At 74.1% G+C, this 13,968-nt stretch carries 13 protein-coding genes; 1 reads left to right on the forward strand and 12 read right to left on the reverse strand.

What is annotated here, in order from left to right; translation table 11 throughout:
- Positions 1 to 9: 9 nt before the first annotated feature.
- The gene (locus P3T27_RS06905) at positions 10 to 885 is read right to left on the reverse strand and encodes a DMT family transporter (protein ID WP_280675313.1); all 876 of its coding nucleotides are present in this window, start codon (positions 883 to 885) and stop codon (positions 10 to 12) included.
- Between the two features lie 28 nt (positions 886 to 913).
- Here P3T27_RS06905 and P3T27_RS06910 point away from each other — a divergent pair, with 28 nt between their 5' ends.
- The gene (locus tag P3T27_RS06910) at positions 914 to 2,365 is read left to right on the forward strand and encodes a PLP-dependent aminotransferase family protein (RefSeq protein ID WP_280675315.1); all 1,452 of its coding nucleotides are present in this window, start codon (positions 914 to 916) and stop codon (positions 2,363 to 2,365) included.
- A 33-nt stretch (positions 2,366 to 2,398) separates the two neighbouring features.
- On the opposite strand, the gene htpX is transcribed toward P3T27_RS06910, so the two are convergent.
- The 11 genes from htpX to P3T27_RS06965 all read right to left on the reverse strand — a co-directional run bounded on the left by htpX (position 2,399) and on the right by P3T27_RS06965 (position 13,676).
- Positions 2,399 to 3,262 (reverse strand): zinc metalloprotease HtpX, encoded by an 864-nt coding sequence (gene htpX / locus P3T27_RS06915; protein WP_280675317.1) that lies wholly within the window; start codon positions 3,260 to 3,262, stop codon positions 2,399 to 2,401.
- 182 nt (positions 3,263 to 3,444) lie between these two features.
- On the reverse strand, positions 3,445 to 4,992 hold the full coding sequence (locus tag P3T27_RS06920; protein WP_280675318.1) for an NADH-quinone oxidoreductase subunit N: 1,548 nt from the start codon (positions 4,990 to 4,992) through the stop codon (positions 3,445 to 3,447).
- Between the two features lie 56 nt (positions 4,993 to 5,048).
- Positions 5,049 to 6,629 carry an NADH-quinone oxidoreductase subunit M gene (locus tag P3T27_RS06925; RefSeq protein ID WP_280675320.1) on the reverse strand — a complete coding sequence of 527 codons (1,581 nt, stop codon included), beginning with the start codon at positions 6,627 to 6,629 and terminating at the stop codon, positions 5,049 to 5,051.
- A gap of 62 nt (positions 6,630 to 6,691) precedes the next feature.
- Positions 6,692 to 8,725 carry an NADH-quinone oxidoreductase subunit L gene (locus P3T27_RS06930; protein ID WP_280675322.1) on the reverse strand — a complete coding sequence of 678 codons (2,034 nt, stop codon included), beginning with the start codon at positions 8,723 to 8,725 and terminating at the stop codon, positions 6,692 to 6,694.
- A complete protein-coding gene (gene nuoK / locus P3T27_RS06935) occupies positions 8,722 to 9,093 on the reverse strand; it encodes an NADH-quinone oxidoreductase subunit NuoK (RefSeq protein WP_280675324.1) in 372 nt (123 codons plus the stop codon). Before nuoK ends, P3T27_RS06930 begins: the two co-directional genes overlap by 4 nt.
- Positions 9,093 to 9,854: an NADH-quinone oxidoreductase subunit J gene (locus tag P3T27_RS06940; RefSeq protein WP_280675326.1), complete on the reverse strand. Its 762-nt coding sequence runs from the start codon at positions 9,852 to 9,854 to the stop codon at positions 9,093 to 9,095. The genes nuoK and P3T27_RS06940 overlap by 1 nt, the downstream gene beginning before the upstream one ends.
- Positions 9,851 to 10,408, reverse strand: coding sequence for an NADH-quinone oxidoreductase subunit I (locus tag P3T27_RS06945; protein WP_280675328.1), 558 nt, complete (start codon positions 10,406 to 10,408; stop codon positions 9,851 to 9,853). The genes P3T27_RS06940 and P3T27_RS06945 overlap by 4 nt, the downstream gene beginning before the upstream one ends.
- A gap of 73 nt (positions 10,409 to 10,481) precedes the next feature.
- A complete protein-coding gene (gene nuoH, locus P3T27_RS06950) occupies positions 10,482 to 11,435 on the reverse strand; it encodes an NADH-quinone oxidoreductase subunit NuoH (protein ID WP_280675781.1) in 954 nt (317 codons plus the stop codon).
- 2 nt (positions 11,436 to 11,437) lie between these two features.
- Complete coding sequence (locus tag P3T27_RS06955; protein ID WP_280675330.1) at positions 11,438 to 12,637, reverse strand: NADH-quinone oxidoreductase subunit C; 1,200 nt, start codon at positions 12,635 to 12,637, stop codon at positions 11,438 to 11,440.
- Positions 12,634 to 13,269, reverse strand: coding sequence for an NADH-quinone oxidoreductase subunit B family protein (locus P3T27_RS06960; RefSeq protein WP_280675331.1), 636 nt, complete (start codon positions 13,267 to 13,269; stop codon positions 12,634 to 12,636). The genes P3T27_RS06955 and P3T27_RS06960 overlap by 4 nt, the downstream gene beginning before the upstream one ends.
- A complete protein-coding gene (locus tag P3T27_RS06965; protein WP_280675333.1) occupies positions 13,260 to 13,676 on the reverse strand; it encodes an NADH-quinone oxidoreductase subunit A in 417 nt (138 codons plus the stop codon). Before P3T27_RS06965 ends, P3T27_RS06960 begins: the two co-directional genes overlap by 10 nt.
- Positions 13,677 to 13,968 lie beyond the last annotated feature (292 nt).

Raw genomic sequence — 13,968 nt, forward strand, 5'->3', positions numbered from 1 at the left:
GTACCCGCCTCAGGTACGGGCGCGCTGCGTGACGGCGATGCAGACCAGCACCACCCCGGCCGTGACCGGAGCCGCCGTCGGCAGGTCCTCGCCCAGCAGCAGCACCGACCAGACCAGCGTCAACAGCGGCTGCGCGAGCTGCAGTTGGCTGGCCCGCGGCACCCCGATCGCCGCCATCCCCCGGTACCAGAGCACGAAGCCGCCGAGCTGCGACACCGCCGCCGTGTACGCCAGCCCGGCCAGCGCCTTCGCCCCGAGGTGGACCGGCTCGGCGGGAAGGGCGAGCGCGGTGGTCAGCAGTGTCACCGGCAGCGCGGCCACCACCGCCCAGGCGATCACCTGGGCGCCCGGCAGGTCGCGGGAGAGCCGTCCGCCCTCCGCGTACCCGGCCGCGCAGACCAGCAGCGCCACGAACAGGTGGAGGTCGGCGACGGTCGGCCGGCCGTGGCTCTGCAGCAGGGTGAAGACGAGCACCGCCACCGCCCCGGCCAGCGCCGCCGCCCAGAACGCCCGGGACGGCCGGCGCCCGGTCCGCAGCGCCGCGAACACCGCGGTGGCCAGCGGCAGGACGCCGATGACCACCGCGGAGTGGGCCGTCGAGGAGGTCCGCAGGGCGAGCGTGGTCAGCAGCGGGAAGCCCAGGACGCAGCCCCCCGACACCACCAGCAGGGCCGGCCAGTGCCGCCGGGGCGGCAGCGGCGCGCGGGCGGCGGCCAGGTAGAGCGCGGCGAGCAGGCCGGCCACGGCGCCGCGCAGCCCGGTCGCGGTCCACGGGCCGAAGCCGGTCAGGGCCCACGCGGTGGCGGGGAAGCTGAGCGAGAAGGCGGCCACCCCGAGGGCGGCCAGGGCGGTACCGGAGGCGGGGCTCTGCGGTGCTATCGCCATCGGGCGGGTAGCGCTATCTTGTGCCGTCATGAACGAGCGTAGCAGTGGGGCCGAACTCGCCGACAGGTTGCGACCGGAGGTCGAGCGCTACCCGGAAGGACGAAAGCTGCCGTCCAGCCGGGCCCTGGTGGAACGCCACCAGGTCAGCCCGGTGACGGTCTCCCGGGCCATCGCGCTGCTCGCCGCCGAGGGACTGGTGGTCTCCCGGCCGGGCGCCGGGGTGTTCCGGGCCTCGGCCTTCACCGGCGGCTCGCCCGCCGCCACGTCCGCCGCCCGACCCGGCGACCTCTCCTGGCAGGAGATCGCGCTGAGCGCCGACTCCGGCCCCCGCGACCTCGCCGCCGACCCGCTGTTCGGCATCCTGAACGTGCCGCCGCCCGACGTCGTCGACCTCAACGGCGGTTACCCGCACGCCTCCCTGCTGCCCGAGCGGCTGCTCGCCGCCGCCCTCGCCCGGGCCGGCCGGCGCCCCGGCGCCTGGGACCGCCCGCCCGCCGACGGCCTCACCGAGCTGCGCGGCTGGTTCGCCCGCGACATCGGCGGCAACAGCGGGCCGCTCGGCGCCGGCGACGTCCTGATCACCGCCGGCGGGCAGAGCGGGCTCACCATCGCGCTGCGCGCGCTGGTCGCCCCCGGCAGCCCGGTCCTGGTGGAGTCCCCGACCTACCCCGGCACCCTCGCCGTCGCCCGGGCCGCCGGGCTGCGGCCCGTCCCCGTCCCGGTCGACGCGGACGGCGTCCGCACCGACCTGCTGGCCGCCGCCTTCGACGCCACCCGCGCCCGGGCCTTCGTCTGCCAGCCGCTGTTCCAGAACCCCACCGGCGCGGTGCTCTCCCCCGCGCGCCGCACCGAGGTGCTGCGGATCGCCCGGGCGGCGGGCGCCTTCGTCGTCGAGGACGACTTCGCCCGCCGACTCGCCCACGCCGACGCCCCCGCACTGCCGCGCCCGCTCGCCGCCGACGACCCGGACGGGGTCGTGGTGCACCTGCGCTCGCTGACCAAGCCCACCTCGCCCAACCTGCGGGTCGGCGCCCTCACCGCCCGCGGCCCGGCCCTGCAACGACTCCGGGCGACCCAGGTGGTGGACAGCTTCTTCGTGCCCCGGCCGCTCCAGGAGGCCACCCTCGAACTGGTCGGCGACCCGGGCTGGGCCCGCCACCTGCGCACCCTCGCCGCCGAACTGCGGGACCGCCGCACCACCACCGTCGCCGCCCTGCACCACGAATTGCCCGGCCTGCTCGGCGCCTACCGCCCCGGCGGCTACCACCTCTGGCTGCGGCTGCCCGACGGCACCGACGACGCGGCCCTCGCCGCGGCCGCCCTGCGCGCCGGCGTCCTGGTCACCCCCGGGCGCCCGTACCACCCGGCCGAGCCCCCGGCCCCCCACCTCCGCCTCAGCTACGCCGCGGTCGACACCCCCACCCGCCTGCCCGAGGGCGTCCGCCGCCTCCGGCGCGCCTACGAGGAGGTGGTCGGCTGACGGAGCCGCCACCGCCGCCAGGACGGCGGGACCTCAGTGCCGGTAGCCCGCCATGCGCTCCAGCCGGGCGATGCGCTCCGCCATCGGCGGGTGGGTGGAGAAGAGCTTCGCGCCGGCCTCGCCCGGACGGAACGGGCTGGCGATCATCATGTGGCTGGCGGTCTGGAGCTGCGGCTCCGGGCGGAGGGGCAGCCGGCGGGTGCCGGCTTCGAGCTTGCGCAGGGCACTGGCCAGGGCGAGCGGGTCGCCGGTGATCCGGGCGCCGTCGGCGTCGGCCTGGTACTCGCGGGAGCGGCTGACCGCCAGCTGGATGAGCCCGGCGGCGAGCGGGCCGAGGATCATGATGGCCAGCATCCCGAAGAGGCCCGGCCCGTCGTCGTCGTCGCCGCGGCCGAAGGGGATCAGCCAGGCGAAGTTCACCAGGAACATCACCACCGAGGCGAGCGCCCCGGCGACCGAGGAGATCAGGATGTCCCGGTTGTAGACGTGGCTCAGCTCGTGCCCGAGCACGCCCCGCAGCTCGCGTTCGTCCAGCAGCTGCAGGATGCCGTCGGTGCAGCAGACGGCCGCGTTGCGCGGGTTCCGGCCGGTGGCGAAGGCGTTCGGGGCGGGGGTCGGGGAGATGTAGAGGCGGGGCATCGGCTGGCGGGCCGCGGTGGAGAGCTCGCGGACGATCCGGTACAGCTGCGGCGCCTCGATCTCGCTGACCGGCCGGGCCCGCATGGCCCGCAGGGCGAGCTTGTCGCTGTTCCAGTAGGCGTAGGCGTTGGTCCCGAGGGCGACCAGCAGGGCGATCACGAAGCCGGTCCGGCCGAAGAGACTGCCGATCACCAAGATGAGCGCCGAGAGTCCGCCGATCAGGACGGCGGTCCTCAGTCCGTTGTGCCGGCGATGCACGTCAGGCCCTCCAATGGTGCGGTGGGGAAGCCCTTTCTGCCTCGTCCCTCTTGCCCGGTCAACGGGTGGGGGCCCGGGCCTTGTTCCCTTGTGACGGGCGCGACACCGCCGCGACACCGGTGCCTCGGCACCCCGCCGCCCCCGCGCCCGCCCGGCCCCCGTCACGGGCGGCCCCGGCGGGCTCAGAACAGGCTGCCGCCGGCGACCTGGAGGACCAGCTGCGGGGCGAACGACAGGACCACGGCCACCGAGGCGGTGAGCCCCAGCGTGGCGGTCAGGCCGGCCGGCAGCCGGCGTTCGGCCTCGGCCTCACCCACCGGCTCGGTGTCCGGCGCGGGGGCGAACAGCCGGGCCGTCCAGAGCAGGTAGTAGTACAGCGCGACGACCACGTTGACGGCCATCACGACCGCCAGCCAGCCCAGCCCGGCATCGACGGCCGCCCGGAACACCACGACCTTGCCGAACAGGCCGATCACGCCCGGCGGCAGCCCGGCCAGGCAGAGCAGGAAGAAGGCGAGCGCGAGGGCCGTCCAGCGGCGCCGGGCGAACAGGCCGCGGAAGTCGTCCACGCTCGTCCCGGCCCGGCGGCCGACCGCCGCGACCACGCCGAACGCGCCGAGGTTCACCACGCCGTAGATCAGCGCGTACGCGGCGGTGGCGCCCAGCGGGTCGACCCCGGTGGGCGCGTAGCCGGCGGCGGCGAGCGGCACCAGCAGGTAGCCGGCCTGGCCGACGGAGGACCAGGCGAGCAGCCGCACCGCGCTGTACCGGGTGTCGAAGCGCTGGCGCAGCGCGCCGACGTTGCCCACCGTCATGGTGACGGCGGCCAGCACGGCGAGCGCCAGGCCCCAGGTGTGCGCGTACGGGCGGAACGCGATGGTGGTGGCGAGCGCGAGGCCGGACAGGCCGGCCGCCTTGCCGACCACCGAGAGGTAGCCGGCCACCGGCAGCGGGGCTCCGGTGTAGGTGTCGGGCACCCAGAAGTGGAACGGGACGGCGGCGACCTTGAAGGCGAACCCGACCAGGGTCAGCACGGCGCCCGCCTCGGCCAGCGGCTTGAGCTGTCCGGGGGCGTGCTCCAGGCCCTGCGCGACGGCGCCGAGGTGCAGGCTGCCACTGGCCGCGTAGACGAAGCCGATGCCGAGCAGCATCACGGCGGTGGCGGTGACGGAGGAGACGAAGAACTTGAGCGCGGCCTCGGCGCCCCGGCCGTCCCGGCGCAGCGCCACCAGGGCGAAGGCGGGCAGCGAGGCGACCTCCAGGGCGATCACCATGGTGGCGAGGTCGCGGGAGGCGGGCAGCAGGGCGGCGCCGGTGGCGCTGGAGAGCAGCAGGAACCAGTACTCGCCGCCGGGCAGCTTCTCGTCCTCGACGGTGTGCGCGGAGAGCAGCGCCGCGATCAGCGCGCCGCCGAGGACGAGCAGCTGGAACACCAGGGCGAAGTGGTCGGCGACGTACGAGCAGCCTGCGTTGTCAGTGGCTCCTGCTACGTTCTGCACGCAGAAGGTCGCCCGGGGTGATCCCCCGGTGAGGGGGAGGAGCGCGATGAGGGCGAGGGCGAGTCCGGCCGCGGTGAGCCGGCCGAGCCACTTCCGGTGCCGCTCGGCCAGGAACAGGTCGGTGACCAGGACGGCGAGGGCGGCCACCGCGGCGATCAGCGGGGGCGCGATCGCCACCCAGTCCACGGACTGGATCAGGCTGCCCGGGTTGGCTACGGCGAGGGAGGTCACAGTGTGCTGCCCCGTGGAGTGAGGTCCGAGTGCGGCGATCTGGGCTCCGAGCACGGTCAGCCACCCCCGAGGAGGTGCTTGACGGCGGGATCGGAGAGTCCGAGCAGGAGCGCGGGCCAGAGGCCGGCGAGCAGGGTGAGGGCGGCCAGCGGCGTCCAGCTGACGGCCTCGTACGGGCGCAGGTCGGCGAGCCCGTCCACCGGGGCGGGCTGCTTGGGGTCGCCCATGCAGACGCGCTTGACCACGATCAGCAGGTAGGCGGCGGTGAGGAGGGTGCCGAGACCGGCCAGGACCATGTAGGTGACGAAGGCGGGGCGCGACAGGCCGTCCGCCGGGTCGAACGCGCCGAACATGGCGAGCAGCTCGCCCCAGAAGCCGGCCAGGCCGGGCAGGCCGAGGCTGGCGACGGCGGCGAAGGCGAGCAGTGCGCCGATTCGCGGGGCCCGGCCGTACAGCGCGGCCCCGGTGGCGCCGGCGAGGGTGTCGAGGTCCGCCGTGCCGTAGCGGTCCTTGAGGGCGCCGACGACGAAGAACAGCAGACCGGTGATCAGGCCGTGGGCGATGTTGGCGAACAGCGCGCCGTTGACGCCCACCGGGGTGAGGGAGGCGATGCCCAGCAGGACGAAGCCCATGTGGCCGACGGAGGAGTACGCGATCAGGCGCTTGAGGTCGCCCTTGGCGCCGGGGCGGGCCAGTGCCAGACAGGCCAGTGATCCGTAGACGATGCCGACGGCGGCGAACGCGCCCAGGTAGGGGGCGAGCGTCGCGGTGCCGTCGGGCACGACCGGGAGGAGGACGCGGACCAGACCGTACGTGCCCATCTTCAGCAGCACGCCGGCGAGCAGCACCGAGCCCACCGTCGGGGCGGCGGTGTGCGCGTCCGGGAGCCAGCTGTGCAGCGGCCAGGCGGGGGCCTTGACCGCGAGCCCGACCATGATCGCCAGCGCGGCGATCACCTGGGTGGTGTGGCTCAGTCCGCTGCCGTGCGCGGCGGCCAGGGCCTGCATGTCGAAGGTGCCGGCCTTGCTGCCGATCAGCAGGAAGCCGAGCAGCATCACGGCCGAACCGAGCAGCGTGTACAGGATGAACCGGTTGGCGGCGGGGGCCTTCGCGCCGCTCCCCCAGCGGGCGATCAGGAAGTACATCGGGATCAGCACGATCTCGAAGGCCAGGAAGAAGAGCAGGAGGTCCAGCACCGCGAAGGTGGCGAGCATGCCGACCTCGAGGAGGAGGAACAGCCCGACGAAGGCCTTCGCCGAGGGACGGTGCCCCTCAGGGGTTCCGCCCCGGGCGTCCCCGCCCGGCAGCCGCTTCTCCGAGTACAGCGCGCAGAGGAAGGTGAGCAGTGCGGTCAGCACGATCAGCGGCAGCGAGACGCCGTCCACGCCGAAGTGCAGGCGCACGTTGAGGGCCGGGATCCAGGACACGTCGGTGGTGGCCTGCATCCGGGCGGGCTCATCGTGATCGAAACCGGCCGCCAAGGCGACGGTGAGCAGGAACACCGCGCCGGTGACGACGCTGTTCAGCCGCAGCGCCCGCCGGTCGGCGGCGGCCGGCTCCGGGCCGAACACCGGCGCCAGGGTGAGCGCGGCGCCGAGCAGCGGCAGCACCAGGAGGGCGATGAGGACTGCGTTCATCGGGGGCTCCTACGGGCGGCGGTCGGAATCGGGGGAAGCGGGGAGAGGAGGTACGGCATCCGCTACACCGCCACCAGGACGGCCAGCAGGACGACGCCGGCGAGCAGCGCGCTGAGGTAGGTCTGCGCGTTGCCGGTCTGCGCGAGCCGGACGGCCCGGCCGAGCAGGTTGGCGCCGGCCCCGCTGCCGCGCACGTAGGTCTCGACGACCTCGCGGTCGAGGAAGCGGACCAGCCGGGCGGCGGCGGCCACCGGGCGGACGAACAGCGCGTGGTACAGCCGGTCGACGCCGAAGCCGTGCCGGGCCGGGCCGAACAGCGGGCCGAGCAGGGTGCGGCCCGGGTCGGCGACGATCACCTCGGCGGCCGGGGCTCCGGCCTGCTCGGGCACCCGGCCGGTGCCGGCCGGGACGGGTCGGCCGGTGGTCAGCCGCGCCGTCGCCGAACGCCAGGCGCCGTAGGCCGCGAGCACGCCGACCACGGCGAGCCCGGTGCCGATGACGGCGGTGACCGCGGAGGGGCGCAGCGAGCCGCCGTCCAGCAGCGCGGGCAGCCAGTCCGAGCGCAGCCCGGCGATGCCGAAGCCCATGGTCGGGATCGCCAGCACCCAGAGCGGCCAGCGCATCGCGGCCGGCTCGGCGGTGGCCGGGTCGGCCTCGTCGAGCTCGGGCGAGTACGGCGCGTCCGCCTCGTGCTCGGCGCCGGACGCCGCAGCCGCAGCCGCGCCAGTGGCCGGGCTGTGGAAGGCCAGCAGGTAGAGCCGGGTCGCGTACGCGGCGGTGAGCAACGCGGTGAGCGCGGCCGAGATCAGCACGATCCACCCGGCGGCCTCCGGCACGGCCGAGGCCGGGCCGAGCCCGTTGGTGAGCGCCTCGCCGTTGGCGGCGTGCTCGGCGGCGGTCAGCACCGCCTCCTTGCTGAAGAAGCCGGAGAACGGCGGCAGCCCGACCAGGGCGACGAGCGCGATGCCCATCGTCCAGTAGGCGTCCGGGACGCGCTTGCGCAGCCCGGGGATCCGGGACATCGCGGAGATCGAGTTGGTGTGCGCGGCGTGGATCACCACACCGGCGGCCAGGAACAGCAGCGCCTTGAACGCGCCGTGGCTGACCAGGTGGAAAACGGCGGCCTCGCGGTCGCCGGCGGCCAGCGCCCCGGCCATGTAGCCGAGCTGGCCGACGGTGGAGTAGGCGAGCACCCGTTTGAGGTCGTCCTGGGCGAGCGCGCAGAGCGCCGAGCCGATCATCGTGACGGCGGCCATCACCGCGAGCACGACCAGCGCCGCACCCGACAGCAGGAACACCGGCAGCAGTCGGGCGACCAGGTAGATGCCGGCCGCGACCATGGTGGCGGCGTGGATCAGCGCGGAGACCGGCGTCGGGCCGGCCATCGCGTCCGGGAGCCAGGTGTGCAGCGGGAACTGCGCGCTCTTGCCGGCCACCCCGGCGAGCAGCAGCAGGGCGATCAGCGTCGGGTGGCCGAGCCGTCCGTCGCCGGCGGCGGCCAGCACGTCGGGGATCCGGAAGCTGCCGGCGTCCGCGCCGAGCAGGAAGATGCCGAACAGGAACGGCACGTCGCCGAGCTTGGTGACCAGGAAGGCCTTCAGCGAGGCCGAGCGGGCGTCCTCGGTCTCCCAGTGGTGGCCGATCAGGAAGTACGAGCAGATGCCCATGACCTCCCAGCCGACCAGCAGCACGATCAGGTCGCCCGAGTAGACCACCAGGAACATCGCCGCGGTGAACAGCGAGACCAGCGCCGCGTACGACGGGTAGCGCGGGTCCTCCTTGAGGTACGCGGTCGAGTAGACCTGCACGCAGGTGGCGACCAGGCCGACCAGCACGGAGATCAGCGAGCTGAAGCCGTCCAGGTGGAGGCCGAGCGCGATGTCCGGGCCGCCGGTCGGGGTGAGCCGGGTGGCGGCGTCGAGGGCCTGGCCGGTGCCGAGCTGGAGGGCGACGACCAGGGCGAGCGCGGCCGAGACGGCGACCGGCACGATGGCCAGCGGCCGGGCCAGCCCGGGCGCCTTCTTGCCGAGGGCCAGGGTCGCGGCGGCACCGAGTGCGGGCAGCACGGGAACGAGGACGGGCAGGGCGAGGTTCATGCGGCGGCCTGGCCCTTCAGTGCCTCGGCTCCGGCCGGCGCCTCCTCGGCGAACGGCTCGGCCGGATCGCCGAGCGCGGTGGCCCGGTCGATGTCCGCCGTGCCCCGGGCCCGGAACAGCAGCAGGACGATGGCGAGCCCCAGTCCGATCTCGGCGGCGGCGACGGTGATGGTGAACAGGGTGAGCGCCTGGCCGGCGTGCAGCGAGTCGCGCAGCCAGGTGTCGAAGGCGACCAGGTTGAGGTTGACGGCGTTGAGCATCAGCTCGACGGACATCAGGACCAGGACGGCGTTGCGCCGGGCGAGCACGCCGTACACGCCGACGCTGAACAGCAGCGCGGCGAGGACGACGGGGTAGGCGAGGTGCATCAGCCCTCCTGCTCGGTGGTCGGCGACGCGGGAGCGGCGGGGGCGGCGGGAGCTGCGGGGGCGGCGGGAGCGGCCGGAGCGGCCGGAGCTGCGGGAGCGTCCGGAGCGGCCGGCCTGGGCACGGTCGCGGCGACGGTCCCGTTCGACCCGACCGGCCGACCGGCGCGCAGCCGGCCCGCCCGGGGCACCGGCACCCGCCGCCTCGACCCGCGCGACAGCACGATCGCGCCGACCAGCGCCGCCAGCAGCAGCACGGAGAGGGCCTCGAAGGGCAGCACCCAGTGGCGGAACAGGCTCGCCCCGGTGACGGCGGCCGAGCCGCCCCCCGCGCCGAGGTCGATCCAGGAGGTCCGGAAGGCGTCGACGACCAGCGTCACCAGCGTCCCGGCCGAGGCAAGCGCCACGACCAGGGCCACCCAGCGGTTCTTGGAGTCGGCGTCGGGCGAGCGCCCGATCGGCGCCTTGGTGAGCATCAGTCCGAACAGCACCAGCACGATCACCGAGCCGAGGTAGATCAGCACCTGCACCCAGGCGATGAACTCGGCGGTGAGCAGCAGGAACTCCACCGCCAGCCCGCCGAGCGCGACCACCAGCCAGAGCGCGGCGTGCACCAGCTGCTTGGTGGTGACGGCGACCAGGGCCGAGCCCAGCACGGCGACACCGACCAGCAGGAAGACGATCTCCACCCCGGTCGGGGACAGGAACGAACGGGCGGCCGGCTCCAACGAGCCGGTCGCCGCGAGCAGGGTGGCGGCACTCACGGGGCCTCCCCCTCCTCCGAAGCGGCGGCGGCCGCGGCGGCCGCCAGTTTGTCCGCCGCCTTGCGCGCGGCGGCGATCTCCTTGGGCTCCTCGGCCGCCGGGTCCAGCGCCGGCGGCGCCGGGACGGTCCACATCCACTCGCGGAGCCTGTCCCGCTCGTGGGTCAGCTCCAGGATGTCCGTCTCGGCGTACTCGAACTCCGGCGACCAGAACAGCGCGTCGAAGGGGCACACCTCGATGCAGATCCCGCAGTACATGCAGAGCGAGAAGTCGATGGCGAACCGGTCCAGCACGTTGCGGGTGCGGGCCCGCGCGTTCGGCTCGGCGGCCGGCAGCGTCTCCTTGTGGGAGTCGATGTAGATGCACCAGTCCGGGCACTCGCGCGCGCAGAGCATGCACACCGTGCAGTTCTCCTCCAGCAGCGCGATGACGCCGCGCGAGCGCGGCGGCAGCACCGGCTGCACCTCGGGGTACTGCGCGGTGACGCTCTTCTTCGTCATCGTCCGCAGAGTCACGGCCAAGCCCTTGGCCAGGCCGGCACCGGGAAAACTCATGCGCCCACCTCGCTTCGCCCGGCAGGGGCATTCGCCCACACGCGCCTGATGATGATTCGCTCGCTTCGCTCGCTCATGAGATCGCCACCTTGATGATGCCGGTGAGGGCCAGCTGGACGAGGGCGAGCGGGATCAGCCCGGTCCACGCGAAGCGCATCAGCTGGTCCTCGCGCAGACGCGGGTAGGTGACCCGCAGCCAGATGACCACGAAGGCCAGCGCGAAGGTCTTCAGGATCATCCAGAGCCAGCCGAGCTGGTCCGACAGCGGGCCGTGCCAGCCGCCCAGGAAGAGCACCGCGGTCAGCGCCGACACCACCAGGATGCCCGCGTACTCGGACAGCAGGAACAGCGCGAAGCGCAGCCCGGTGTACTCGGTGTACGCGCCGAAGATGATCTCCGAGTCGGCGACCGGCATGTCGAACGGCGGGCGCTGGAGCTCGGCCAGGCCGGCCGTGAAGAACACGAACGCGCCGATCAGCTGCCAGGGCAGCCAGTACCACTCCCAGGCGTCCAGGATCCCGGGCAGCGACAGCGTGCCGGCGGCCATCGCCACCGAGGCCGCCGCCAGCACCATCGGCAGCTCGTAGGACATCAGCTGCGCGGCCGTGCGCAGGCCGCCGAGCAACGAGAACTTGTTCGCCGAGGCCCAGCCGGCCATCAGCTTGCCGATCACGCCGACGCCCATCACGGCCAGCACGAAGAACAGGCCGGCGTCGATCGCCTGGCCGACGAAGCCGTTCGGGCCGACCGGGATCGCCAGCAGCACGAACAGGTACGGCAGCAGCGAGACGGCGGGCGCCAGCTGGAAGATCCGGCGGTCCGCCCCGGCCGGGACGATGTCCTCCTTCTGCGCGAACTTCACGCCGTCCGCGACGAGCTGCGCCCAGCCGTGGAAGCCACCGGCGTACATCGGGCCGAGCCGGCCCTGCATGTGCGCCATGACCTTGTGCTCGGTCTGGCCGATGACCAGCGGGAAGACGAGGAAGACGACCAGGGTGGCGACGCAGCGCAGCACCGTGTCGAGCAGGTTCACGTGCCGTCTCCGTCCTGGCCGGCCGGTCCGGCCGAGGTCTCGTCCTGCTCGCCCGCGGGCGCGGCGGGTTCCGCCGGCTCGGCGGGCGTCTGCGCCCCGGCGGGCTCGACCGGCGCAGCGGGCTCGACCGGCGCAGCGGGCTTCGCGGGTGCGGCTGAGTCAGCGGGCGACGCGGGCTCGTCGTGCGCGGGCACCGGGTTGTGCCAGGGCGCGTCCGCGGAGCGGGTCCGCGCGGGCGCCGGGCGCTCGGCCTTCGGCTCGACCGGCGCGGCAGCCTCAGCGGGCGCAACAACCTCGGCGGCCTCGGCCGCCGCCGGCTCCGCGGCCTGGCTGACCGAGCCGGCGGACACCGACCTGGTCCGACGCGGCCGGTCCGCCCGCACCGCCGGCGTCTCCTCACCTGCGGCGGCACCGGCGGCGGCCGACTCGGCGCCGGGCTGGCTCGCCGACCCCTCCGCCACCGACCTGGTCCGACGCGGCCGGTCCGCCCGCACCGCCGGCGTCTCCTCGCCTGCGGCGGCACCAGCGGCAGCGGCAGCCGCCCGGGGCGTCCGCCCGGCCGCGCCCGCCGCCCGCGCACCGCGCGCCGGCCGCTCGGCGACCGGCGGCAGGGTGCCCTTCAGCGGCCCCCACTCGTTCGGGTCCGGCACGCCGGCCGGCTGCATCTTGCGACGGGCCGGCCCGTCGCCGTGGTCGGACTCGCCCGGCTCCTTGGCGCCCGGCCAGGCCTTGGCGACCCTCGCCGCGAGCACGAACTCCTTGCGCAGCGGGTGCCCCTCGAAGCCGTCCGGCAGCAGCAGGGTGGCGAGGTAGGGGTGTCCGGGGAAGTCGATGCCGAACATCTCGTGGGTCTCGCGCTCGTGCCAGGCGGCGCCCGCGTACACCGGGACTGCGGTCGGCAGCGCGGCGCCGTCCCGCGGCACCCGGGTGCGCAGCGCCAGGTGGCGAACGCCCGGGGCGTCGGCGGAGGCGAGGTGCACGACCACGGAGAAGCCCTCGGCGAGCTCGTCGACGGCGCTCAGCCAGTCGAAGAAGCCCAGGCCGAGCACGTCGCGGGCGTTGGTGAGCGCCTCGATCCAGTGCTCGGCGGGGACGTCGACGGTGATCAGCCCGTAAGCCTCGGCGCCGGTCGCCCACTCCCCGACCGACGCCGCGTACTGCTCGGCGGTGCGCCCTTCGACGGCTCGCTCGCTCACGAGGCCCCTCCCTCGGTCGACGGCCCCGCCACCAGCGGGCGGCGCAGCGCCGCCGCGGGCGTGGTGTAGCGGTCGGGCAGCGACTCGGCGGCGATCTTCTCCTGGAGCTTGAGGATGCCCTGGAGCAGCGCCTCGGGCCGGGGCGGGCAGCCGGGCACGTAGACGTCGACCGGGATGATCTGGTCCACGCCCTTGGTGACCGAGTAGGAGTCCCAGTACGGGCCGCCGGAGTTGGAGCAGGCGCCGAAGGAGATGACGTACTTCGGCTCGGGCATCTGCTCGTAGAGGCGCTTGACGGCGGGCGCCATCTTGTCGGTCACCGTCCCCGAGACGATCATCAGATCGGCCTGACGGGGGCCGGGCGCGAACGGAATGACGCCCATCCGGATGAAGTCGTGCTTGGCCATGGACGCGGCGATGAACTCGATCGCGCAGCAGGCCAGGCCGAAATTGAAGCACCAGAGGCTGTAGCGGCGGCCCCAGTTGAGCACGACCTTGACCGGATCGGGCGCCAGCCGGGCCAGCGGACCGATGCCGCGGCGCTCGACGGCACCGGGGCGGGACGGGTCCGGGAGGCCGAGCGGGACCGGCCCGCCCTGGGCGCCGTGCGAGTGGGTGTGCGTCACGTCCATTCCAGAACGCCCTTCTTCCAGGCGTAGAGCAGGCCGACCGCGAGGAAGCCGATGAAGAGGAACATCTCGATCAGCGTTCCGGCGCCGTACCCGGCGGTGGCGAAGACCGTCGCCCACGGGAACAGGTAGATCGCGTCGACCGCGAAGATCACGTACAGGAAGGCGTACACGTAGTAGCGGATCTGGGTGTGCGCCCAGTCCTCGCCCACCGGGTCCACCCCGCACTCGTAGGCGAGGAGTTTCTCGGGCGAGTACACCACCGGCCGCAGCAGTCGGTTGGCGGTGAACGCCACGGCGACGAAGAGCACCCCGACGACGGCCAGCAGACCCATCGCGGCGTACGCGTCGAAGTAGCCGCCGCCGACCGCCGGGTCGGCCGCGACGGCAGCCGCGTGCTGCCCCTCCATGCCTTCGCCCTCCACCTCGGCCGTGAACAGCCCCTCAAGGCAGTTCTACGACGTTTCCTTGCATAGTCATAACCATGGCCAATGCGTGAGTCTAAGGGGAGGACTCCGCTCCGCCCGAACCCTGCCCGCTCCGCAAGACGTCCGGTGGACACCCCGGTGGACACCCGGGAGTGGCTCGACGACCAGGGCAGGGGTAGGGATAACCCCCGCTCCGGAAGATGTATCACCCCCATGGCCTCGTCCGCCCCCGGTTCGAGAAGCTTGGTGCACCAGCTCGATCAAGAGGGACGGT

It is taken from the genome of Kitasatospora sp. MAA19, assembly GCF_029894125.1.
In the GTDB taxonomy this organism is placed as follows: domain Bacteria; phylum Actinomycetota; class Actinomycetes; order Streptomycetales; family Streptomycetaceae; genus Kitasatospora.